Origin of the sequence: Microbacterium sp. RD1 (genome assembly GCF_052220165.1) — a bacterium.
Taxonomy (GTDB): domain Bacteria; phylum Actinomycetota; class Actinomycetes; order Actinomycetales; family Microbacteriaceae; genus Microbacterium.
Genome location: NZ_JBQPOL010000001.1, coordinates 1466861 through 1489287 on the forward strand (window position 1 = coordinate 1466861; position 22427 = coordinate 1489287).

Here is a 22427-nt window from a genome sequence, read left to right on the forward strand (position 1 = left end):
TGGTTCGGGTGTCAGGATCGCGGGCGCCAGGAGGCGAGGAAGTCGCGCTGGGCGTCGGAGGGGATGTCGACCCCGCCCCCGAAGGAGGCGAGCGCGTGGGCCGCGACTCGGTCGTCGGCGGCTGCGGGGAGGATGTGCACAGCCGTTTCGAGCTCACCGCGGGAGCGCACGAGGTGTTCCACGGCGGCCAGCTGCACCCCGAACGACAGGTCCATGATCTGCACCGGGTTGCCCTCGGCGGCGCTGACGTTGATGCAGTTGCCGTCGTCGAGGATCCGGATGCTGCGGCCCGAGGGAAGTCGGAGGGTCGACACCGCGCCCGCCCGCTCGGTCTCCACGGTGCCGGCGCTCGCCGCATCCGCCAGGGCGATCTCCTGCCCGACACCGCCCCCGACGGCGACGGCGGCGCCCTCGGGGAGGCGCTCGAGGTGTTCCAGCGAGATCGTGTGGGCGATGCCCGTCGCCGAGATCAGGATGTCGGCGTGGGATGCCGCGTCGGCGAGCGGTTCGACGGCGTAGCCGGCGAACACGGCCTGGAGGGCGGCGACCGGGTCGACCTCCGACACGGTCACGCGCGCTCCCAGGGCGGCCGCCGCGCGGGCGATGCCCGACCCCACCCGCCCGAAACCGGCCACGGCCACCTCACGGCCGGCGATCGGTTCGCCGAGGAGGTCGGCCACGGCCAGCACGACCGCCTGGCCGGTGCCGTGGGCGTTGTCGAACAGCGACTTCGTTCGGGCGTCGTTGGCGGCGATGACGGGAGTTCCGAGCTCGCCGCGGCGCTGCATCTCGCGCAGCGGACGCACGCCGCTCGTGGTCTGCTCGGTGGCCCCGATCAGATCGCGGACGAGCGCGGGACGGTCGGTGTGGGCGATGCGGATCGTGGCCGATCCGTCGTCGACGATCACATCGGGGCGCCAGTCCAGGAGCGCCAGCACGTTCTCGCGATCCTCGGCAGCCCCCGCAGCGCGGAACGCGAACACCGGGATGCCGGCGTGGTCGAGAGCGGCGGCCACGGCGTCGTCGGTGTTCCGGCCCGCGCACGAGACGGCGACCTCGGCGCCCGCCTCGGCGAGGACGAGCGCGACGTTGGCGGTCTTCGGCTCGAGCACGTCGGAGACGGCGACCCGTACGCCGCGAACGATCCCCGACTCAGCGAGCTCGCGGGCGAGCGCGGTGGTCGCCGGCATGAAACGGCGTGCCCACGCGATGCGCTCGGCCCCCTCGCGCCACAGCGCCGGATCGGCGATGCGGCTCATGCGAGCACCAGCTCGGCGAAGCGCGCGTCGGCGGTGGCGGGGTCGGTCGCGACGAGGGCCGAAGCGGCGACGAGCACGTCGGCGAGATGCCGGTCGAGGTCGGTCGAGGCACGCGGGTCGGCGATGGGTGGCGGCGTTGCGACGACCCACGTGCGCGCACCCGTCTGCGTGACGAACTGTCGTGCGGGTTCTCCGTCGGCAGCGCCGAGCCCGCTGCCGTCGAAGGAGGCGTCGATCGCCACGCCGCTCACGGTCGCCGGGTCCAGCGCGGCCGTACCCTCGCCCGTCACGACGACGTAGTCGACGGCCGGCCATGTCTCCGGGTCGCTCGCGAGCACCTCGATCCCCTCGAGGCGAGCCTGCAGCCGTACGCCGGGGTCGGCTGCGGCGCGGAGCACGCGAGCACCGCCGCGGCGCAGCATCCGCGCGAGGGCCGCGGCGATCGCGCCGTCCCCGACCACGGCCGCACGGGCGCCGGGGAGGACGAGGTTGGTGCGGTGTGACAGCGCCCGCACGATCTGCTCTCCCCGTGCCTGGGCGAGCACGGCCGCGAACGAGGGCAGTTGACCGATCGGTCGCCCCTCGGCGGTGATTCGGATGTCGAGGCGCCACGCCTCACGGACGGCGGCGGCGACCGCATCCGGAAGCGCCGGGGCGTCGCGCCACAGCACGACCTCGGGCTGGGCGGGGCGGGAGCGGTCGTCGAGGACCCGTCGAGACAGCGCCAGCGCGTGCAGCGGGGCATCGACGAGCGGCCAGGAATGTGCGGACGTCACGGCCGAAGATTACGGCGCGGCGGCTTGCCGGCGCCAATCGCGACCAGCGACGTCGTGCGCGCGTGACGGAGCATGACGGCGAAGCGGCGGGATGCGGCGGCGCCCTCTACGGTCGGAGGCATGAGCGAGGTACCCGACGCCGCGCCGTCGCCCGAGGCGGCCGATCCGGTCTACGACTGGGACGCCTACGGCTTCGACACCCGGCAGGTGCACGCCGGCGAGTTCGACGAGCCGGCCTACGGTGCCCGCACCGCACCCATCTACCTCAGCGCCGCCTTCCGGTTCGACTCGTTCGACGAGGCGACCCGCCGCTTCGGCGGAGAGGACCTGGGTCACATCTACTCGCGCAACCTCAATCCCACCAACGGGGTCGCCGAGCGCCGGATCGCCTCGCTCGAACGGGGCACGGGGGCCATCGTCGTCGCCTCCGGGCAAGCCGCGATCACGGCCGCGGTGCTCGGCCTCGTCGGTGCGGGGGAGAGGTTCGTCTCCACCGCGAGCATCTACAGCGGCACGCGGATCCTGTTCGGCCGCACCTTCGCGCGGTTCGGCGTCGACGTCGACTACGTGTGGGACCCGGGCGACGAGGCTGAGTGGGAGGCCGCGATCGGGCCCGACACCAAGGCGATCTTCACCGAGACGATTCCCAATCCCAAGAACGACGTCGTGGACATCCCGGCGGTGGTGCGGATCGCGCGACGCCACGGCATCCCGGTGATCGTCGACAACACGATCGCGACGCCGTATCTCAGCCGCCCTCTCGAGGACGGGGCGAACGTCGTCGTGCATTCGGGGACGAAGTTCCTCACCGGTCATGGCGCGGCGATCTCGGGGATCATCGTGGACGGCGGCAACTTCGACTGGGCGAACGCGGGGCGTGCGTATCCCGGCATCACCGAACCCGCCGCGCCCGGCAAGCCCTCGATCCTCGAGGTGCACGGTCGGCGTGCGCTCGAGCTGTACCTGCGCGGCGGCATCGTGAACGACCTGGGGCCGGCGCTCTCGCCCGTGCACGCGTTCCTCCTGCAGCAGGGCATCGAGACGCTCTCGCTGCGGATGGAGCGGCACCTCGACAACGCCGTCGCCGTCGCGCGGCATCTGGCGCAGCATCCGGCGGTCGTCGACGTCGACTACGCGGGCTTGCCGGGGCATCCGCTGCACGGCGTCGCCGAGCGGGCGTACGGCGGGCGGTCCGGGTCGGTCTTCGCCGTGACGGTGCGCGGCGGGCGGGCGGGCGCCGAGGTGTTCGTCGACAGCCTTCGCGTGATCAGCCGCATGACCAACATCGGGGACGTGCGCTCGATGGCGCTTCATCCGGCGACCACGACGCATCTCACCTTTTCGCAGGAGCTCCGCGATCGCCTCGGCATCGCCGACGGGCTGGTGCGTCTCTCGATCGGCATCGAGACGGTGGCCGATCTGCTGGGCGACCTCGACCAGGCCCTGGAGGCCGTCGAACGCCGCTTTCCCGCATCCGAGGAGGATCGATGACCGCCACCGTCACGCGCAGCCACTGGACCGGTGTCGCCGACGCCGCCGAGCACGTCCGGTGGGACGCCGTCGCCCAGGCCGTGGCCGACGCGCTCGCCGTGGACGTGCTCGAGCGCGATCGCCGCGGGGAGCCGCCGTTCGCGGAGGCGGCGCTCCTCAAGGATTCCGGTCTCACGACGCTGCTCGACCCGGCCGAGGTCGGCGGAGGCGGCGGGCACTGGTCGTCGGCACTGCGCGCGGTGCGCATCCTCGCGCGCGTCGACGCCTCCATCGCGCAGCTTCTCGGCTACCACTACGCCAACGAGACCAACATCGCGTTCGTCGCCGATCCGGCCGAGCGCGACGGATGGTTCCGGCGCAGCGTCGAGGGGCGCTGGGTGTGGGGCGATTCGGTCAACCCCGTCGACCCGTCGCTCGTGCTGACCGTCGACGGCCAGGGCTACCGCCTGAACGGCACGAAGCGGTTCTCGACGGGCTCTGCGGTGGGCGACGCACTGCTCGTCAACGCCGTGGTCGACGAGGGCCCGGAGGCGGGGCGGCTCGCCTTCGCCGTGCTGCCGGCCGGGCACGAGGGCGTCGAGGTCCTCGACGACTGGGACCACCTCGGGCAGCGCCTCACCGCGAGCAATTCGGTGCGGTTCACCGACGTGCCGGTTCGAGCGGAGCATGTGCTCGGGTTCGGCACCGACGAACCGTTCCAGAGCCTTGTGACCCCCGGCATCCAGCTGATCTTCGGCAACCTCTACTTGGGGATCGCGGAGGGGGCGCTCGCCCAGGCGCGGGGGTTGACGAACGCGCGGTCCAACGCCTGGTTCCTCAGCACCGCCGACCGCTACCGCGACGACCCCTTCGTCCGGCGGCTGTACGGCGAGCTCGTGTCGCAGGTCGCGGCCGTCGAGGCGCTGACCGATCGGGTCAACGCCGTGTACGACGCGGTCATCGCCCGCGGCGCCGACGTCACGGCCGAGGACCGCGGCGATCTCGCTATCCAGGTCGCACGGGTGAAGGTCGTCTCCAGCGACACGGCCGTGGACGTCACGACACGCGTGTTCGAGGCGACCGGATCGAGCTCCACCGCGACGCGGGTCGGACTCGACGCGCATTGGCGCAACATCCGGACGCACAGCCTCCACGACCCGGTGGACTACAAGAAGCTCGAGGTCGGGGCCGACTTCCTCACCGGGGTCCGCCAGCCCATCTCGCTCTACACCTGAGCCCGCGGCGCGCGGGGCCCCGGCGGCGGCGTGCACAACTCCTCAAGATCGGGGCCTGTGTGGCCGGATCGGGGGGCGGGAGCGGGTGCGACCCGGTTCTTGAGGAGTTCGGCACGTCCCGCCGGCCCGCGCAGCGGCCCGGGGGAGGCGGCGCGGAGCGGGGCGTGCACAACTCCTCAAGATCGGGGCCTGTGTGGCCGGATCGGGCGTGTGGGAGCCGGTGCGGCAGCCGGTTCTTGAGGAGTTCGGACCCCCGGCCGACGCCGGCCAGGGCGTCAGAGGTCGGAGGACTGCGACCAGATGTTCACGGCGTCGCCCTCTTCGGCCGTGATCGCGTCGATCTCGGCGCGCTCCTGGTCGCTGAAGGTCGTGTTTCCGAGCGCGGCGAGGTTCTCATCAAGCTGCGCCGTCGAGGATGCTCCGATCAGCACCGACGTCACACTCCGGTCGCGCAGCAGCCACGCGATGGCGAGCTGAGCGAGCGACTGCCCGCGGCGCTGGGCGATGTCGTTCAGCGCACGCACGCGCGCCAGGTTCGACTCCGAAAGGTGCCGGTCGTTGAAGGAGTAGCGGTTGCTCGCGTGCGAGGCCTCCGGATCGTTGAGGAACTTGCTCGTGAGAAGGCCCTGCGCCAGCGGCGTGAACGCGATGAGACCGAGCCCCAGCTCGTCGAGGGCGCCGACCAGCTCGTCCTCCACCCAGCGGTTCAGCAGGTTGTAGGCCGGCTGGTGGATGACCAGCGGCGTGCCCAGGGACGCGGCGATCTCGGTCGCGCGACGCGTCCGCTCGGCGGAGTACGACGACAGGCCCACGTACAGCGCCTTCCCCGACCGCACGATCGCGTCGAGCGCTCCGATCGTCTCCTCCAGCGGCGTGACCGGGTCGACGCGATGCGAGTAGAAGATGTCGACGTAGTCGGTGCTCAGCCGCTCGAGCGACTCGTCGAGACTGTTGACGAGATACTTGCGCGACCCGAAGTCTCCGTACGGACCCGGCCAGTGCGACCAGCCGGCTTTCGTCGACACGATCAGCTCGCTGCGGTAGGGCTTGAAATCGGTGCGCAGCATCCGCCCGAAGTTCTCTTCGGCCGAGCCGTTGGGCGGGCCGTAGTTGTTCGCCAGGTCGAAGTGGGTGATCCCGCGGTCGAACGCGTGCCGGAGGATCTCGCGCTGCGTGGCGAAGGGACGGTCGTCGCCGAAGTTCCACCACAGGCCGAGCGACAGCGGGGGAAGGAGGAGCCCGGTGCGCCCGACGCGACGGTAGGCGAGGCCGGTGTACCGGTCGGCGGCCGCCGCATAGGGGCGGTGGATGTCGGGGACGGACGCGTCTAAGCGCACCTCGAAATCGGACATGGTCTCTCCCTTCGGCGGCCGGTCACGGCCGCTCTCACACTGTCACACCTGCACTGTCACACCTGGTCGAGGCGTCCGGCACCATCGAATGCGCGAGTACCGTGCGCCACGGGCGTGGACGGGCCGAGGCCCAGAACCGCTCGAGCTCCGCCAGCAGCTGCGCGTGAGCCTGTCAGTGGCGGCAGGCTCGGGTCGAGCTCGCCCACGTGGGTGAGATCGAGCACCACATCGACGTCGGGCGGCGGGTCTGCTCCGGGCCCGAGAGCGACCGTGACCGGCTTGTCGACGACATCCGTGGGGAGGGTGAGCGGGCCCCCGATCGCCGGATATCCGGGGTGGGAGATCCGGAGGATCCGCGCGTCGTCGACATACACGCCGGCCTCCGCGTCGCCCACGATGCTGGTCAGCGGCCAGCTCTCCCACAGGTGCGACACGAGTGAGAGCAGGCCGGCATCGGATGCCGCCAGCCCAGCCCGCCGTCCGTGGAGGCTGCTGAGCGTCGAGATGCTGCGCGCGAGGTTCACCGGATGCTGCCGGTCGCCGGCGATCGGCACGACGATGAGGCGCTCGGTCACCGCGAGGAGGAAGGCGGCTGCGACCGTGCGGTCCGGCCCCGGCCCCGAGACGTCGCCGAGGATCAGCACGTCGGCGGCGGCGTCGAGCCGCTTCCCGAACGCGCGTCTCGCTGCCAGCGAGCCGCGGACCTCGGCGGCGAACGCGGCCAGCAGGTCCTCGCCCGCTCGCAGGATGACGGCGCTCATCGGGGCATCTCCCGCATCCACCGCGTGAATCCGGTGGCAGGGCCCTCGGCGAGGAGCCCCCGCGCGCGCAGCACCGGGGTCACATGCTCGGCGAACTCGCGCAGCCCCCACGGGTTGGTGTCGAACAGCAGATTGAACCCATCGGCCGCTCCCGCCTCCACCCACTCGATCATGATGTCGACGAGGCGCTCGGGCGTCCCGACGAAGAGCTGATGCCCGAAGCCGGCGAAGTAACGCAGCACCTCGCGGACGCTGAGGTTCCCGGACGCCCCGTACGCGGCGATCGCGTTGCGAAAGCCCACGGGCGCCGCCGCCGGGTCGCCCGCGAGCCGCGCGATCTCCGCCACGGCGGGGGCGTCGAGGTCGAGGCTCCGGGGGTCGATCCCGAACATGGCGGTGAACCTTCGGAGGACGTAGCCCTCGGGGCTGCGGTCGTGGATGGTCCGGAAGCGCCGCTCCGCCTCCTCCTCCGTCGATCCGACGACGAGGTGGATGCCGGGGAGGACGAGCGGCGCCGGCCGGCCCAGCTCCGCAGCTCGGCGGCGGAGGTCGGCCGCGTTCGCCGCCGCGGTGTCGCGCATGGTCTCGGCGGCGAAGACGGCGTCGGCGCTCTCGGCAGCCAGCTGCCGGCCCCGCGGCGACCCGCCGGCCTGCACGATCAACGGGGCGGCGTCGTCGAGCATCTCGCGCACGTGGTCCGCGACGCCGAGCTCCATGCGGGCGAGCGTGCGCGGATAGTACGGGCCGTCGTGCACGTAGTCGGTCCCCGCCCGTACGGCGGCGAGGAACCCGCCGTACGCGGCGAGGAAGTCCTCCGCCCGTTCGTAGCGCGCCTCGCGGCTCGGTTCGCCGTCGAGGCCGAAGTCGGCGAGCGCGTTCCCGGTCACTCCGGTGACGACGTTCCAGCCGAACCGTCCGCCGCTGTACGCGCCGAGGGAGAGCAGCCGGCGGGCGAGTTCCACAGGGTCGTTCGTACTCGTCGACACCGTCGAGATGATCCCGAGGTGCTCGCTCTCGGCCGCGACGGCCGAGAGCGCGGCGAGGGGCTCAACGAGCCGGTTCGGGCGGATCGCCGGGTTGGAGGCGAGACCGGGGGAGTCGGCGAGGAAGATCGCGTGCATTCCTGCGCGTTCGGCCGTGCGGGCGGCGTCGCGCCAGAACTCCGCATCGAGCACCCGCAGCGGGTCCTCGCCCGGCGCGCGCCACGCCCCGGCATCCGTGCCGTAGTCGTACACGTTCGCGCCGAGCACGAGCGTCCGATCCGGGGTCACCGGGTGCCCGTCCCCACGTACCAGATCTCCGGCAGCTCCGTTCCGGCGACCGACCGCGCCCCGAGCGCCCGCGCCTTCAGATGCGCGGGATTGTGGTTCGCGAGCGTCCGGGCGTTGCGCCAATGGCGGTCGAAACCGCGCCGGGAATCGACGAGCGAGCCGCCGCCGAGGTCGAAAAGGGTTTGGGCTGCCCGGAGGACGAGGGACGGCACGACGGTCTGCGCACGGGTGACCGCGCGATGGCCGGCGAGGGTCTGCTCGTCGGCGGGGAGGGCGAGGTCGTCGCCGAGCGTTCGGGCGGCGTCGCGGACGGCGGCCAGCACCACCGCGGCGATGCCTTCGAGATCTCCGACGCGCTCCTGGATCTGCGGGTCGCCGGCGGGGGTGGATGCCGCGGCATGACTGAAGTGGCGGGTGCGGCCGCGCAGCCAGGCCACGGCGTCGTCGTGCACCCGGAGGGCGATCCCCGCGAGGGTGGCGAGGTGGGTGATCTGCATGACGGCGTCGAGATTCCCCAGCCGGTCGGCCGGTGTCCCTTCCCCGACGGCGACGTGGGCGGCGTCGACGGCGACATCGGTGAACTCCGCGGTGCCGGATGTGGTCAACCGCTGCCCGACGCCGAACCAGTCGTCGCGCAGCACCACGCCCTCCGCATCGGCACGCACCGTGGCGACGAGGTGCCGGCCGTCGTCGTCGGAGGCCAGCACCGACACCCAGTCGGCGTATCCGGTTCCAGTGGCGTACGCCTTGACGCCGGTGAGCCGCAGCGTCCCGGTTGCATCCGTCCGCAGCGAGGTGGCCACTGTGCCGGTGCGGCCCTCTCCCGACTCGGTGATCGCTCCGGCGAAGATCTGGCCGGCGGCGATCTCGGCTGCCCACTGCGGGTCCTCACCGCGGATGACCGCGCGCGCGACCTGGTCGGTGAACGTGGTGTGCGTGCGAAGGCTCTGGGTCACGTTCGAGTCCGCGCGGGCCAGCAACACCTGCAGCTCGACCTGCTGAGCGAAGGACAGGCCGGATCCGCCCGCCGTGCGCGGGAGGCGCGCGGCGGTCACGCCCAGGCCGGCGAGCCGGCGGATGTCGGCGGCGAGGCCGCGGTCGGGGTCACCATCTCCGTCACGTGCGACCGCCGCCGTGGCGATCCGCGCGATCACGTCATCGACCGCGGATGCTGCCCCTCCGGGAAATCCCGCGTCGGCGGCGGAGGTGGGTCCGAGGTCGTCGCTCATCTTTCCTCGACACCCGACGGGCCGCCGCCCGGCCAGTCGGCGGGCGCCCGGCGCCCGGCGGGATCGAGCGGACCCCTCGTCGCGCCGTAGGCGAGGGCGTGGACGAATCGCCGACGGAACTCCGTCAGGTCGAAGCTCGTCACCGCACGAGTGCTCGGCCCCTCGGGAGTCCCGAACACCAGCGGGAGGCCGTCGGAGGTCAGCGCGACGCGCGTCGCGAGTGACGCGCCGTAGGGCGTGAAGTCGACAGGACCCTCGATCCACCCTGTGACGATCTCGGGGCGGTGGAGGATCACGGAGGCCAGCCCGTCGTGCGCAGAGGAGATGCGCCGGCCCCACTTGTATTGATAGAAGTCGTTGTAAGCATCCAGCGCCGTGCCGGCGAACCGCGCCCACGGCAGGTCGGAGCCCAGCAGGAGCGCCGTGACGTGTTCCTCGAGCACGGCCTGGGCGGTGACGTTCACGCCCACCATGATGAGGTTGCCGTTGTTGACCGCGCCGAACACGCGCTCGGCGGCGAGACGGTCGTTCGCGGTGTTGGCGTCGGTGATCGTCGCGCCGCCCGGCGCGGGGTAGGGACCCGCACCGCCCATCAGCACGATGGAGCGGAACTTGAGGAACAGCTGCGGGTCCTGCTCCAGCGCCAAGGCGATGTTCGTCAGCGGCCCGAGAGGATGAAGATCGATCTCGCCGGGGTACTCGTTGGCGATGCGGACGAGGTAGTCGGCCGCGCTCTCGTCCGCCAGCCGCGGCTCCGGCCGTTCGAACCCACGGTCACCGAGCCCGTCATGGCCGTGGACGAACCACGCGATGGACGCCTCGCCCTCGAGAGGGCCGGCCGCGCCGCCGTAGATCGGGATTTCTCCCCGGCCTGCGACATCCAGGACGTAGGCGACGTTTCGCGCCGAGTCGGTCACCGAGCAGTTGCCGTAGATGGTCGTGATCCCGAGGATCTGCACGTCCGGCTGGGCCAGCAGATAGAGGAGGGAGTGCGCGTCGTCGAGTCCGGTGTCGGTGTCGACGACCACCCACTGCTTGCCGGGCTGCGGCGCTGGCGATGCGGACGGGAGGGGGGACGAATCGGGCATGGCACGCTTTCGGCAAGACGACGAGATGCCGGCGCACGCCGGCTCCGCCAGCATGCCTCGTCCGGGGTGGTCGGCGCGGATTGTGTTACCGCGCGTTTCCGTGCCCTCGCTCAGTCGAGGGCCGAGTGCTCACCCAGGCGGTGCCAGACCCGGTTGTGGTAGACGAGTGCGTTGCCGACCGTCCCCGCCTCGATGTCCCTATTCACGTGGGACTGCAGCGCGTGCGCGGCGATGACGGTGGACCCGCCGGCCTCCATCCGGTTCACGACGGCGCACCGCAGCCAGGCGCGGACGCCGGTGAACACCGGCTCGCCCGTGGCCAGCCGCGTCCAGGAGGTCCGGTCGGCGAACCGGTCGATCCCGCTGGTGGCGGCGGTGCGGGCGACGACGATGTCGTCGGCATCGAGAAGGTGCACCACGATCGTCGATGCCGCCGAGATCGCCGGTGCCGCCGACGACGCGGCGGTGACAGAGAAGACCAGGAGAGGCGGGTCGACGCTCACCGAGGACACCGACGTCGCGGTGAGGGCGACGGGTCCGTCCGGACCCTCCGCGGTGATGACGGCGACTCCGCCCGGGTGGCCCCGGAAGACGGCCTTGAAGTCGTCGGGCGTCACCGATCCCCCGAGCGCGTGCACGGGGTGCGGAGCCGGGTCGGACGGACGCGCCGTCGGCGGGACTGCAGTCATAGCAACGACGCTAATCCCGCCCACTGCGGTCGAGGGTCGTGCGCGACACACTCCGTCATCCCGAACACATCTCCGCACCGCGGATGTCGTCGTATTGCGCCGGTTTGCCGCGCGTTGCCCCGTGTGTCGGGCCGGCTGGACATCGCCCGAGCGGCGCGCAGACTTCTGCGCATGCCTCCCCTTCTTCGCGTCGAAGACGTTGCGGCGGCCCTGTCGGCGGGCACCGCCGTGCGGCTGCTCGACGTGCGGTGGCGGCTCGACATCCCGGAGGGACGCCCCGCCTACGTGGCGGCGCATCTGCCGGGCGCTGTCTACGTCGACCTCGAGACCGAGCTCGCCGCCGGCGGCAACCCCGCGATCGGGCGCTATCCACTGCCGGATGCCGCCGGCCTGTCGGAGTCCGCTCGCCGCTGGGGGATCCACCCAGGCGACCTGGTGGTGGCGTACGACGACAACGACGGCGTCGCCGCGGCGCGCCTGTGGTGGTTGCTCCGGCGCCGCGGCGTGGACGTGGGGGTCCTCGACGGCGGGCTTCGCGCCTGGGTCGCGGCGGGGCATCCGATCGAGCGCGGTGACGTGGCGCCCCGGCGCGGCAGCGGAGAGCTTCCGGATGCCGACCCGGGGACCGTCACGATCGAGGAGGCGGCCCGCGCCCCCGCCGAGGGGCAGCTCGTCGATGTCCGCGGCCCCGACCACTACCGCGGGCTGACCGCGGGTGCGGAGCCGGCAGCAGGCCACATCCCCGGGGCCGTCAACGTGCCCACGTCGTTGCACATCGCCGCGGACGGTCGGATGGTGGCGCCCGATCTGATCCGCGCCACCTTCGCGCGAGCAGGGGTCGACCTCGCCCGGCCGATCGTGCTGTATTGCAGCGTCGGCATCGCGTCCGCGCACAGCGCCCTGGCCCTCGCGCACGCGGGCGTCGAAGCCCGCGTCTTCCCCGGATCGTGGAGCCAGTGGGCGCACGCCGCCGGGCGACCGGTCGCCGTGGGTCCCACGCCGTCCGACCGATTCAGCGGCTGGTGAGGACCGACAGCCTTTTCGTGACGCTGCGTTCCGACGCACTCGCCGGGACCGACGAACAGTGCCTAGCGTGGAGTCATGACCGACCCGCGCGTCTATGTGATCCACGAGAACGCCGAATGGTTCCCGCCGTTCGCCGCCGCTTTCGACGCGGAAGGGGTGCCGGCGGAGGAGTGGCTCCTCACCGACGGATCGGTCGATCTGTCCTCGCCGCCACCGGAGGGCGTCTTCTGGTCGCGGCTGAGCGCGTCGGCGCACACGCGGGACCACGCCGCGTCCAAGGAATACGGCCGCGCTCTGCTGCGGTGGCTCGAGGCTCACGGCCGCACCGTCGTGAACGGCAGCGCCGTGCTCGAGCTGGAGGTCAGCAAGGCCGCGCAGCACACCGCCCTCTCGGCGGCGGGGATCGAGGTGCCGCGGACGGCCGCCGTCTTCGGCACCGCCGACCTGTGCCGGCGTGCGCGGGACTTCGCCGCACCCTTCATCTCCAAGCACAACCAGGGCGGCAAGGGCCTGGGGGTCCGGCGGTTCGACAGCCACGAGGAGTTCGACGCGTGGGTCGCCGGCCCCCAGTTCGAGCCCTCGCCCGACGGCATCACGCTGTTGCAGGAGTTCCTTCCCGCTGCAGCTCCCTTCGTGACGCGGGTCGAGTTCGCCGGCGGCGAGTTCGTCTACGCCGTTCGGGTCGACACGAGTGCGGGGAGCTTCGAGCTGTGCCCGGCCGAGGCGTGCGCCCTTCCCGGTGCCGACGGCGCCGAGCCGCCGCCGCTGTTCTCGCTCCGCCCCGATATCGACGCCGCGTCGCCGATCGTGCGGCAGTACGAGGCTTTTCTCGCGGCGAACGGCATCGAGGTGGCGGGGATCGAGTTCATCGAGACCGTGGACGGACGGACCGTGACCTACGACGTCAACACGAACACGAACTACAACCCCGACGTCGAGGCCACCGCCCCGGCATCCGGCCCGCGCGCGATCGCGCGGCGGTTGGGCGCGCTGCTGGGCGTCGTGCCCGTCGCCGGATGACGGCGGCGCCGCTGCGTGTGCTCGCGCTCGGCCCCGCCGAGCGCGCCCGCCTGAGCGTGGATCGGGGCGCCCTCCGCGCCGCGTCCGACGCGCTCGCCGACGTCGAGCCCGTTGCGCTGCTGCTTCCGGAATCCGGTGCCGGGCACTTCGACGCGGCAGTGGCGGTCGCCGGATGGCTGCGGGCCTTCCCCGCGGCATGGTTCGTGCTCGCCACCCGTGGCGAATCCGCCGGGCACCCCTACAACTTCGCGCGGCGCCTCGCCTCCCTCGACCAGCTGTCGGGAGGTCGCATCGGATGGCGGCACGAGGCGGGCGCCGACGTCTCCCGCTCCGACGACTACGTACGGGTGGTGCAGCAGCTCCTCCGCTCCTGGCCGCGGGAGACCATCGCCGACCGGCGGGATGCCCCGCACTTCGCCGATGTCGCGCCGATCCGCCGGCTCGGGGTGGTCTCCTCCTACGCGGTCGCGGGGCCCCTCAACGTCCCGAGCAGCCCCCAGCTCCTCCCTGTCCACATCGGGACGGATGCCGCCGGCGCAGATCCGCACCGACACGTCGATCTCGTCGTGCGCGGCGCGGTCTGGGAGAGCCTCGACGGGCGACGGGCGGCGGAGGTCGTGCGCGCGGACTCGGTGGAGGAGTTCGTGACGGCCGTCTCCTCCGGGCCCCGCGCCCCGCAGGTGCCGCAGACGCTCCGCGAACGGCTGGAGCTCACCGCGCCGGTGCTGACCGAGCTTCCGGGCGCGAGCGCGCGGTTCGATGCCGCCGCCCCCGCGGAGGCCTCATGACCGGCTCCGCGCGACGGCACCTGACGATCAACGTCAACGTGCTCGGTGTGGGACAGCGCCCGGCGGCGTGGCGCTCACCCGACATCACCCCTGGCGCCATCATCGACCTGGCGCATTGGGAACGGGTCGCCCGGATCGCCGAGCGGGGCCTCCTCGACGCGCTCTTCCTCGCCGACCGCCCCGCGATCACCGATCCGCGCAGCCGCCCGGTGCAGTACCTCGATCCCAGCGTGCTGGTGCCGGCCATGGCCGCCGTCACCGACCACCTGGGCTTCGTCGCCACGGCATCGACGACGCTCAACGAGCCGGTCGAGCTCGCCCGCCGCCTGTGGGCTCTCCACGGCGCGACGGGCGGGAGATTCGCCTGGAACGCCGTCACCACGTGGGACGTCGAGGCCGTGCGCAACTTCGGCATCGCCGAGCTCCCCGACCGCTCGGCGCGGTACGCCCGCGCCGAGGAGTTCGTGACGCTGGTGAAGAGGCTGTGGGCCACGGCCGGCACCGATGAGGTCGTCCGGCACCGGGGGCCCTCCCTCACGGTCGAGGCGGGGTTGGAGATGCCCGCGCTCGTTCCCGGCCGTCCCGCCGTCGTGCAGGCGGGCGGCTCGGCGCCGGGGCTCCGCCTGGCGGGGCTCGTCGCCGACGGGGTGTATTCGATCGACGCCGACCCGGACGACGCGGTGGAGCATCGGCGGTTCATCCGCGAGGCGGCTGTCGCGGCAGGGCGATCGGCCGACGAGGTGCGCGTGTATCCGGGACTGGCGCTCGTGCTCGGGAGCACCGAGCGCGAGGCATGGGAGAGGTTCGATTTCTGGGAGCACCAGGCGCCCCCGACCTACAGCCTTCACGAGCTCGGCAAGGCGCTGGGCGCAGATCTCTCCGACGTCGACCTCGACAGCCCGCTCCCCGCCTCGGTGATCGAGGAGGCCGATCGACCCGGAGCCGGATGGTCCGACGGATACCGCGCCGTGCTGCTGTCCCGCATCCGGCGTGAGCGCCCCACCGTCCGGGCGCTGCTGCGCGACTTCGGCGGGTACGGTCAGCGCTTCCTCGCCGGCACTGCGGAGCAGATCGCCGATTCGATGGAGCAGTGGTTCCGTGCCGGGGCCGCCGACGGGTTCAACGTCATGATCGACCTGTTCCCGTCGGGACTGGAGGACTTCGTCGACGCCGTGGTGCCGGAGTTGCAGCGGCGCGGGCTCTTCCGGCGCGCGTACGACGAGGTCGCGATCCTCTCGAGGTTCCGCGCGCCGTAACGTCAGTGCGTGTGCGGCTGATCCTCGGGATGAGCGAGCTTGAACGCCAGGCGGCCGTGGGCGAATCCGCCGCCCGCGCGGATGGCCGTCGCGACCCACGCCGCCTCGGCGAGCTCGGTGTCCGTCGCGCCGGCGGCGACGGCCTTCTGCGAGTGGGCGTCGATGCAGTAGACGCACTGCGTGGTGATCCCGACGGCCAGGGCGATGAGCTCGCGGTACTTCAGCGGGATCTCCCGGCCCTCCTTCGCGAACACCGAGGCGTCGAACGCGGTGAACGCCGCGAGGATGTCGGGCGTCTCCTGCTTGTAGACGCGCGTGAAGGTCTTGTCCGCGTCGCGGTCGAAGTAGTCGGTCATCGAGCCCTCGCTTTCGTTTCCCCTCGACGCTACGGACCTCACCTGCTCCCACCGAATCCTGTGTCGTCCTGTGTCGGGTGTCGCGTGGGTAGGGTGGGCGGTGAGCATATCGGGGGCAGAAGTGAACACAACCGTGGTCGACGCGTGGACGCAGCGCGTGACGGCGCGTACGGCGACGGGGATCGCGGCGGAGCTCGCCGCCCTGGTCCGCGAGGGGGCGCTGGCCGACGGCGAGCGGCTGCCGACGATCCGCGAGGTCGCCGATCGGTTGCAGGTCAGTGTGGGGACCGTCGCCGACGCCTGGGCCTCGCTGCGGGAGCAGAAGCTCATCGAGACGCGCCGGCGCGGCGGCACACGCGTGATCGCTGCTTCCGCACCGGTGTTCCGCGGCTGGTCGACCGTGGACTTCCTGCTGGCGAGCCCCGACGTCTCGTTGCAGCCGTCGCTGGAGAAGGCGTTGGCGGCGGGCCTGACGCGGCCGGGCGTCAATGCCTGGGGCCGCGAGCACATGGTGGGCGATCTCCGCGCCGCGGTCGAAGCGAGCTGGCCGTTTCCCGCGCAGGCCTGGCTGACCGCGGGCGGCGGAACCGAGGGGCTGTGGCTCGCCACGCGTGCTGTCGTGCGTCCCCATCGCCCGGTGGCGGTCGAGGAGCCCGCTCCTCCCGGGTACCTCACGCTCGTACGGGAGATGGGAGCCGAGGTCATCGGGCTGCCGGTCGACGACGAGGGCCCCGATCCGGCCGCCCTTCGCGCGGCTGTCGCGCGCGGCGCCGGCGCTGTCGTCCTGCAGCCCGGCGGGCCCTTCTCGTCGCGGTCGGTGCTCAGCGCCGCGCGGCGACGGGAGCTCATCGCCGTACTAACGGGAACGGACGTCGCGATCGTCGAAGACGATTCCCTCGGCCCGCTCTCGAGCGTCCCGGTGCGGACGCTCGGCGACGCCCTTCCCGACCAGACCCTGCGCGTTCTGAGCTTCTGCAAGGCCTACGGGCTCGATCTCCGCACCTCCGTCGTCGGCGGAGCGCGCGACCTCGTCGACCGCGCGATCGCCGCGCGCAGCGGAGGCATCGGCTCGAACAGCCGCATCCTGCAGCACGCCCTCGCCGTGCTCCTGGAGGACGCCGATGCCGCCTCCCACGTCGCCCGCGCGCGCACGCACTACGCGACGAGACGCTCCCTCGCCCTCCGGGAGTTCGCGAATGCGCGCCTGGTCGCCCGTGCGGGGGAGGGGAGCATGGTGCTGTGGGTCGACGTCCCCGACGAGCGCGCCGCGGTGCTCGCACTTGCCGCGCGGGGGATCGTCGTCGAGGGCGGCTCCGCCGCGTATGCCTCCCCGCCCGCGCAGCCGGTCATCCGCCTCTCGATCGCCCAGCTCCCGGAGGAGACGAGCCTCGTCGCCGAGCTCGCGGCCACCGTTGCCCGGGCCGTCGCGGGGGACCTGCGGCTGGTCTTCGACTGATTATGTTCAGTAAAATGATCGTTTTGTGACTTAAGGAACGGAAACATAACGCAACTCTCGGAGCATCGCGGCTCCGCGCGGCTAGCTTGCTGAATCGACGGCCCGTGATGCGGGCCCCTGCCGCCCACCCGAGAGTTGACGCCCGTGACGCGCCCTTCCCGTACCCTCGCCGCCCTGGCCCTGACCGCCGCCCTGGCGCTGACCGGATGCGCCGCATCCGCCGGCACCGCCTCCTCCGCCTCCAGCGCCGGGCAGACCGGCGGCACGATCACGTGGGGATGGGACCTGCCCTCCACGTGGGACCCGGTGACCTCGGCCGTCGGCAACGACCTGCACGCGCTGGCCCTCGTCTACGAAGGCGTGACCGAGCAGGACGCCCAGGGTGAGGCCGTCCCGGGCCTCGCAGAGAGCTGGGACTACAACGAAACCGGCAACGAGGTCACGTTCCACCTACGTGAGGGGCTCACGTTCTCCGACGGCACGCCGCTGGACGCCGAGGCCGTCCGGGAGAGCCTGCTGCGCGGCCGCGACGGAGAGGACTCCACCGTCGCCGCCCAGCTCGCCGTCGTCACCGACATCGTCGCCGACAGCGCGACCGACGTCCGACTCGTCCTGGACCAGCCCGACTTCCAGATCCCGCTTCTCCTCTCCGGCAAGACCGGACAGATCGTCAGCCCCGCGGCCGTGGAGGCGGATGCGGCGGGCCTGGCCACGCAGCCGGTGGGTGCCGGACCGTTCGTGCTCGAGGAATACGTCCCCGACTCGCACGCCACGCTGAAGAAGAACCCCGACTACTGGAACGCCGAGCACATCACGGTCGACGAGTTCGTCCTCAAGCGCACACCCGACCCCGCCGTGGCGGTCGCGGGCCTGCAGAGCGGGCAGTACAACATCGTCAGCATCCCCGCCTCGCAGGTCGAGAACGTCGAGGCCGCCGGCTTCGAGGTGCTCACGCAGGAGGTGCTCCCCGTCCGGGTGATCGACGTGAACAACACCGTGGCGCCGTTCGACAACCCGCTGGTGACGCAGGCGATCAGCCACGCGCTCAACCGCCAGGAGCTCATCGACGTCGCCAACTTCGGCTACGGCGAGCCGCTGTGGCAGCCGTTCCCGGACGGCTACGTCGCCCACAATGACGAGCTCGACGACCTGTACCCGTACGACCCCGAGCGGGCGGAGGAGCTGCTCGCCGAGGCCGGGTACCCCGACGGCATCGACATCGAGCTCTCGGTGTACGCGGAGGAGCCCCTCGCAGAGCAGATCCAGCAGCAGCTCACCGCGGCCGACATCCGCACGACGATCGTTCCGCAGACGCCTGGCGAGAACAACTACATCACGCGCAAGTACCCGTTCGCGCTCGACCAGTTCAACGCCCGTCAGTCGCCGGTGCAGTCCCTCGAGGTGCTGTTCGGCGAGCAGGGGCTGATGAACCTCGGCCGCAACACCCCCGCCGACCTCCCCGCCGCCATCGACGCCGCCCGTGCGCTGCCGCTGGACGACCCGGACTACCCGGCGGCGATCCAGAACGCCACGGCGACGGCGGTGACGCAGATGCCGAACGTGTTCCTCTTCTCGGTCACGCGCTTCTTCGCCTACACCGACGACGTGTCGGGGCTCCAGGGGCACATCGACACCTGGCGCTTCGAAGACGTCACCGTCGCCCCGTAACGGAATCGATTCTCGGAGCCCCCGTGACCCAGCTCGCCGTTCGACCCGGCACCGTCTCGGCGGTGCGCGCATCCTCCCTCGCGCGCACCGCCCGGACGCTGGCGAGCGCGCTCCTGCGCGCGCTCGCCGTCGTGCTGCCGGTGCTGGTCATCGCGACGTTCGCGATCTTCGCCCTCGGATCGCTCAGCGGGCAGGACCCCGCGTCGATGGTGCTGGGCGAGACCGCCCGTCCCGAGGACATCGAGCGGATGCGGGCGTTCTTCGGTCTGGACCAGCCGCTCCTGGTCCGGTACGGCGACTGGCTGCTGTCGGCCGTGCAGGGTGACCTGGGCTTCTCGTGGTTCACCCGCATCCCCGTCATCGACAGCATCGCCGCGCGGCTTCCGGTGAGCTTCGGCATCGCGCTCTACGCGCTCCTGATCGGCACCGTCGTGGGAGCCGTCCTGGGGATCACCGCGGCGCTGAACAACGGCGGGTGGGTCGACCGCGCGGTCACCGCCCTCGCCTCCTTCTTCTCCACGATCCCCGGGTTCGTCGCCGCCGTCGCCCTCGTCGTCGGGTTCTCGGTCGTCTTCCCGATCTTCCCCTCCGGCGGCTACGTCCCACCCGAGCAGGGCGTCGGGCTGTGGTTGCGATCGATCACCCTCCCCGCGATCGCGCTGAGCATCACGCCCGCCGCCGCGGTCGCGAGACAGCTGCGCACGGGGCTCGTCGGGACGCTGCAGGAGAACTACATCGTCGGCGCGACAGTCCGCGGTTTCAGCCGCAGCCGGGTCGTGTTCGTCCACGCGCTGCGCAACGGCTCGGGTCCCGCCCTGGCCGTGCTCGGCACCTACGTTCCCTGGCTCATCGGAGAGGCAGTGATCGTCGAGACGGTCTTCGCCCTTCCCGGCCTCGGGCTCCTCACGACCCAGGCCGCGCTCCAGGGCGACGTGCCCGTCGTCCAGGGGGCGCTGTTCGTCTCCATCCTCCTCGTGGTGGCGTCGTCGGCGCTGGTCAACGTTCTCCTGGTCACGCTTCGCCCGTCCGCTCGGAGGCAGCAATGAACCGCGGATTCCTCGCCGCGCTGCGCACGCCCGCCGGCGTGCTGGCATCCGTCGTCCTCGTCGGGGTGCTCTTGCTCGCCGTGTTCGGCCCGGCGCTCGCGCCCTACCCGCCGAACGAGCAGGATCCGGCCGCCGTCCTCCAGGGCCCGTCGGCGGCGCACTGGCTCGGCACCGACTACGTGGGGCGCGACGTCCTCAGCCGGCTCCTGGCCGGCACGCCCCTCTCGGTCTTCACCGCGGTGGAGGCCGTCGGCATCGGCCTCGTGCTCGGCGTTCTTCCCGGCATCACGTCGGTGTACTTCGGCCGGGCGTGGGAGTGGATCACGCTGCGCGTCATGGACGGACTCCTCGCCCTTCCCTTCATGGTCTTCGCCATCGCGGTGGCCGCGCTCCTGGGAAACGGTCTGCAGCCGGCGATGTTCGCCATCGGCATCCTCATGGCCCCGGGCATCTACCGCATCACGCGGTCCGCGACGCTGAGCTTCACCCACACGCAGTACAACACCGCGGCCGAGCTGTTCGGATCGAGCACGCTGCGCACCATCCGCGTGCACGTGTGGGGCAAGATCATCCCGGTGCTGGTGGTCGTCACCGCCAACGCCGTCGGCAGCGGCCTCATCGTCGTGGCGAGCCTGACGTTCCTCGGCATCGGCGTGCAGCCTCCGCAGGCGACGTGGGGTGGCATGCTCGCCAGCGACTTGGGCTACCTCTACCAGCGACCGTACGGACCTCTGATCCCGTCGCTGCTGATCATGGCCACCGTCGGGGCCCTGAACTGGCTCGCCGACGCCGTGCGCGACACCAGCGGCGACCAGGGGCGCGCGCGCATCGAGGCCTCCGGAGCCGGCGACCGCTTCGCCCTGTTCCGCCTCGGGCGACGGGCGGATACCTCCGCCCCGGTCCCGTCCGCCGTCGACCGGAAGGAGCCCGCCGGTGTCCAGTAGTGTCCTGGAGAGCCCGCAAACGACCGAGCAGCCGAGCTCCGCCCGCTCTCGCGGCGAGCAGCCGCTCGTGCGCATCGAAGGTCTCCGCCTCGCCGCCGCCGGAGGTCGCCGGGAGGTCGTGCACGGCATCGACCTCGAGGTGCACCGCGGCGAGACGGTCGGCATCGTCGGTGAATCGGGAAGCGGCAAGACCCTCGCGTGCCGCTCGCTCCTCGGCATCCTGCCGCACGGCATCACCCGCACCGCCGGATCGCTGACGTTCGACGGGCTCGATCTGACGACTCTGCGCGAGCGCGATTGGCGCCGGGTGCGGGGATCCCGCATCTCGGCGGTGTTCCAGGACCCGGCCTCCTACCTGAATCCCTCCATCCGCGTCGGCCGCCAGCTCGACGAGGTCTTCCGAGTGCGGCTGGGTCACTCGCGTGCCGGCGCCCGCCGCGCGAGCATCGCCGCGCTCGAGCGACTCGGCCTGGTCGATCCCGCGCGGGTGTACGCGCAGTACCCGCACGAGCTGTCCGGCGGGATGCTTCAGCGTGTGCTGCTGGCCATCGCGCTGGCCGCCGAGCCCGAGCTCCTCCTCGCCGACGAGGCCACGACGGCGCTCGATGTGACGGTGCAGGCCGAAGTCCTCGACCTGCTCGCCGAGCTCCGCCAGGCCGGTGGGCTGACCGTCGTGCTCGTCTCCCACGATCTCGCCGTGGTATCGCAGGTGTGCGACTACGTCTATGTGCTCCGTGAGGGCGTGGTGGTCGAGGAAGGCGCGACCGCCGGCATCCTGCGCACACCCGCCCACCCGTACACTCGATCGCTTCGCGACAGCCATTTGCGGTACGGCATCGAGCGCCTCTCGGGCGGCGCAGCATGAACGCGCTGCTGCGAGTGCGCGGGCTCGACGTCGCCCTGGGCCGCCTGCACAAGACGCCCATTCTGCACGAGGTCGACCTCTCCGTCGGGCGTGGCGAGATCGTCGGCCTCATCGGCGAGACCGGATCGGGCAAGACCACCCTCGCCCGCGCCATCCTCGGCCTCGTCCCCGCGGCGGCCGGCACCATCGCCGTCGACGGCGAGGACATCACCGGCCTGCGCGGCCGCCGCCGCCGCGCGTTCCGTCGGGCCGGCGGCATCCAGTACGTCTTTCAGGATCCGCTTCGCAGCCTGGATCCCGACCGCACGATCGCGGAGTCGGTCGCCGAGCCCCTCCAGATCCGTCGCGAGCCGCGCGCTCGCATCCGCGAGGCCGTTCGCGAAGCCCTCGAGCTCGTGGGCCTGCCGGCCGACCTGGCGCCGCGGTACCCGGGGCAGATCTCCGGCGGTCAGCGTCAGCGGGTCGCGATCGCCCGTGCCATGATCGCCGGACCGCGCCTGCTGATCTGCGACGAGCCGGTGAGCGCGCTGGACGCAGCCAGCCGCGTCCACGTGCTCGAGCTCCTCGAGCGGTTGCGAGCCGAGCGCGGCGTCTCGATCCTCCTCATCACGCACGACCTGGGCACCCTCGCCGGTCTCGCCGACGCGGTCGGCGTCCTCTACCGCGGCCGGCTCGTCGAGCACGGCCCCGCGGCGCGCGTACTCACCGAGCCGCAGCATCCGTACACCCGCCTCCTGCTGTCCTCCGTCCCCACCATCGACGGCACCGCGTCGTCGGCCGAGGAGCGGCGGATGCTCCGCGCCGCCGTCGCCGCAGAACCCGTCCTCGCCTCCCCCTCGGCGCCCTCGGCGCCCTGACAGAACGGAACAACC

The 22427-nt window shown here is 72.1% G+C and carries 21 protein-coding genes; 12 read left to right on the plus strand and 9 right to left on the minus strand.

Annotated features, from left to right (window positions below; all coding sequences use genetic code 11):
- Nucleotides 1-11: 11 nt before the first annotated feature.
- Both ACTU3I_RS07145 and ACTU3I_RS07150 read right to left on the minus strand, forming a co-directional pair.
- Nucleotides 12-1259, minus strand: a complete 1248-nt coding sequence (locus tag ACTU3I_RS07145) for an adenosylhomocysteinase (protein ID WP_442924965.1) — start codon at nucleotides 1257-1259, stop codon at nucleotides 12-14.
- Entirely contained in the window at nucleotides 1256-2035 is a 780-nt protein-coding gene (locus ACTU3I_RS07150) for a hypothetical protein (RefSeq protein ID WP_442924966.1), read from the minus strand. The genes ACTU3I_RS07145 and ACTU3I_RS07150 overlap by 4 nt, the downstream gene beginning before the upstream one ends.
- 120 nt (nucleotides 2036-2155) lie before the next feature.
- On the opposite strand from ACTU3I_RS07150, the gene ACTU3I_RS07155 reads away from it, so the two are divergent.
- Complete coding sequence (locus ACTU3I_RS07155) at nucleotides 2156-3526, plus strand: O-acetylhomoserine aminocarboxypropyltransferase/cysteine synthase family protein (protein ID WP_442924967.1); 1371 nt, start codon at nucleotides 2156-2158, stop codon at nucleotides 3524-3526.
- Nucleotides 3523-4740 (plus strand): acyl-CoA dehydrogenase family protein, encoded by a 1218-nt coding sequence (locus ACTU3I_RS07160; protein WP_442924968.1) that lies wholly within the window; start codon nucleotides 3523-3525, stop codon nucleotides 4738-4740. Before ACTU3I_RS07155 ends, ACTU3I_RS07160 begins: the two co-directional genes overlap by 4 nt.
- A gap of 275 nt (nucleotides 4741-5015) precedes the next feature.
- Here the strand turns inward: ACTU3I_RS07160 and mgrA are convergent, their stop codons facing one another.
- The 6 genes from mgrA to ACTU3I_RS07190 all read right to left on the minus strand — a co-directional run bounded on the left by mgrA (nucleotide 5016) and on the right by ACTU3I_RS07190 (nucleotide 11130).
- Complete coding sequence (gene mgrA, locus ACTU3I_RS07165; RefSeq protein WP_442924969.1) at nucleotides 5016-6092, minus strand: L-glyceraldehyde 3-phosphate reductase; 1077 nt, start codon at nucleotides 6090-6092, stop codon at nucleotides 5016-5018.
- 56 nt (nucleotides 6093-6148) lie between these two features.
- A complete protein-coding gene (locus ACTU3I_RS07170; RefSeq protein ID WP_442924970.1) occupies nucleotides 6149-6853 on the minus strand; it encodes a hypothetical protein in 705 nt (234 codons plus the stop codon).
- Nucleotides 6850-8124: an LLM class flavin-dependent oxidoreductase gene (locus ACTU3I_RS07175; RefSeq protein WP_442924971.1), complete on the minus strand. Its 1275-nt coding sequence runs from the start codon at nucleotides 8122-8124 to the stop codon at nucleotides 6850-6852. Before ACTU3I_RS07175 ends, ACTU3I_RS07170 begins: the two co-directional genes overlap by 4 nt.
- Nucleotides 8121-9353 carry an acyl-CoA dehydrogenase family protein gene (locus ACTU3I_RS07180; protein ID WP_442924972.1) on the minus strand — a complete coding sequence of 411 codons (1233 nt, stop codon included), beginning with the start codon at nucleotides 9351-9353 and terminating at the stop codon, nucleotides 8121-8123. The genes ACTU3I_RS07175 and ACTU3I_RS07180 overlap by 4 nt, the downstream gene beginning before the upstream one ends.
- Nucleotides 9350-10441, minus strand: a complete 1092-nt coding sequence (locus tag ACTU3I_RS07185) for a nucleoside hydrolase (RefSeq protein WP_442924973.1) — start codon at nucleotides 10439-10441, stop codon at nucleotides 9350-9352. The genes ACTU3I_RS07180 and ACTU3I_RS07185 overlap by 4 nt, the downstream gene beginning before the upstream one ends.
- 110 nt (nucleotides 10442-10551) lie before the next feature.
- Nucleotides 10552-11130: a flavin reductase family protein gene (locus ACTU3I_RS07190; RefSeq protein ID WP_442924974.1), complete on the minus strand. Its 579-nt coding sequence runs from the start codon at nucleotides 11128-11130 to the stop codon at nucleotides 10552-10554.
- A 171-nt stretch (nucleotides 11131-11301) separates the two neighbouring features.
- Here ACTU3I_RS07190 and ACTU3I_RS07195 point away from each other — a divergent pair, with 171 nt between their 5' ends.
- From ACTU3I_RS07195 to ACTU3I_RS07210, 4 genes are all read left to right on the plus strand, one after another.
- A complete protein-coding gene (locus ACTU3I_RS07195) occupies nucleotides 11302-12156 on the plus strand; it encodes a sulfurtransferase (protein WP_442924975.1) in 855 nt (284 codons plus the stop codon).
- A 75-nt stretch (nucleotides 12157-12231) separates the two neighbouring features.
- Complete coding sequence (locus tag ACTU3I_RS07200) at nucleotides 12232-13176, plus strand: ATP-grasp domain-containing protein (RefSeq protein WP_442924976.1); 945 nt, start codon at nucleotides 12232-12234, stop codon at nucleotides 13174-13176.
- Nucleotides 13173-13964 carry a hypothetical protein gene (locus ACTU3I_RS07205; RefSeq protein ID WP_442924977.1) on the plus strand — a complete coding sequence of 264 codons (792 nt, stop codon included), beginning with the start codon at nucleotides 13173-13175 and terminating at the stop codon, nucleotides 13962-13964. The genes ACTU3I_RS07200 and ACTU3I_RS07205 overlap by 4 nt, the downstream gene beginning before the upstream one ends.
- Nucleotides 13961-15220: an NtaA/DmoA family FMN-dependent monooxygenase gene (locus ACTU3I_RS07210; protein WP_442924978.1), complete on the plus strand. Its 1260-nt coding sequence runs from the start codon at nucleotides 13961-13963 to the stop codon at nucleotides 15218-15220. The genes ACTU3I_RS07205 and ACTU3I_RS07210 overlap by 4 nt, the downstream gene beginning before the upstream one ends.
- A 2-nt stretch (nucleotides 15221-15222) precedes the next feature.
- Here the strand turns inward: ACTU3I_RS07210 and ACTU3I_RS07215 are convergent, their stop codons facing one another.
- On the minus strand, nucleotides 15223-15576 hold the full coding sequence (locus ACTU3I_RS07215) for a carboxymuconolactone decarboxylase family protein (protein WP_442924979.1): 354 nt from the start codon (nucleotides 15574-15576) through the stop codon (nucleotides 15223-15225).
- A 121-nt stretch (nucleotides 15577-15697) separates the two neighbouring features.
- Between ACTU3I_RS07215 and ACTU3I_RS07220 the strand changes: the two genes are divergently transcribed.
- From ACTU3I_RS07220 to ACTU3I_RS07245, 6 genes are all read left to right on the plus strand, one after another.
- A complete protein-coding gene (locus ACTU3I_RS07220) occupies nucleotides 15698-17032 on the plus strand; it encodes an aminotransferase-like domain-containing protein (protein ID WP_442924980.1) in 1335 nt (444 codons plus the stop codon).
- A 144-nt stretch (nucleotides 17033-17176) separates the two neighbouring features.
- Nucleotides 17177-18700 carry an ABC transporter substrate-binding protein gene (locus ACTU3I_RS07225; protein ID WP_442924981.1) on the plus strand — a complete coding sequence of 508 codons (1524 nt, stop codon included), beginning with the start codon at nucleotides 17177-17179 and terminating at the stop codon, nucleotides 18698-18700.
- A 23-nt stretch (nucleotides 18701-18723) separates the two neighbouring features.
- Complete coding sequence (locus tag ACTU3I_RS07230) at nucleotides 18724-19746, plus strand: ABC transporter permease (RefSeq protein ID WP_442924982.1); 1023 nt, start codon at nucleotides 18724-18726, stop codon at nucleotides 19744-19746.
- Nucleotides 19743-20690, plus strand: a complete 948-nt coding sequence (locus ACTU3I_RS07235) for an ABC transporter permease (RefSeq protein WP_442924983.1) — start codon at nucleotides 19743-19745, stop codon at nucleotides 20688-20690. Before ACTU3I_RS07230 ends, ACTU3I_RS07235 begins: the two co-directional genes overlap by 4 nt.
- A complete protein-coding gene (locus ACTU3I_RS07240) occupies nucleotides 20680-21555 on the plus strand; it encodes an ABC transporter ATP-binding protein (RefSeq protein WP_442924984.1) in 876 nt (291 codons plus the stop codon). Before ACTU3I_RS07235 ends, ACTU3I_RS07240 begins: the two co-directional genes overlap by 11 nt.
- The gene (locus ACTU3I_RS07245; protein WP_442924985.1) at nucleotides 21552-22412 is read left to right on the plus strand and encodes an ABC transporter ATP-binding protein; all 861 of its coding nucleotides are present in this window, start codon (nucleotides 21552-21554) and stop codon (nucleotides 22410-22412) included. The genes ACTU3I_RS07240 and ACTU3I_RS07245 overlap by 4 nt, the downstream gene beginning before the upstream one ends.
- The last annotated feature ends 15 nt before the right edge of the window (nucleotides 22413-22427 follow it).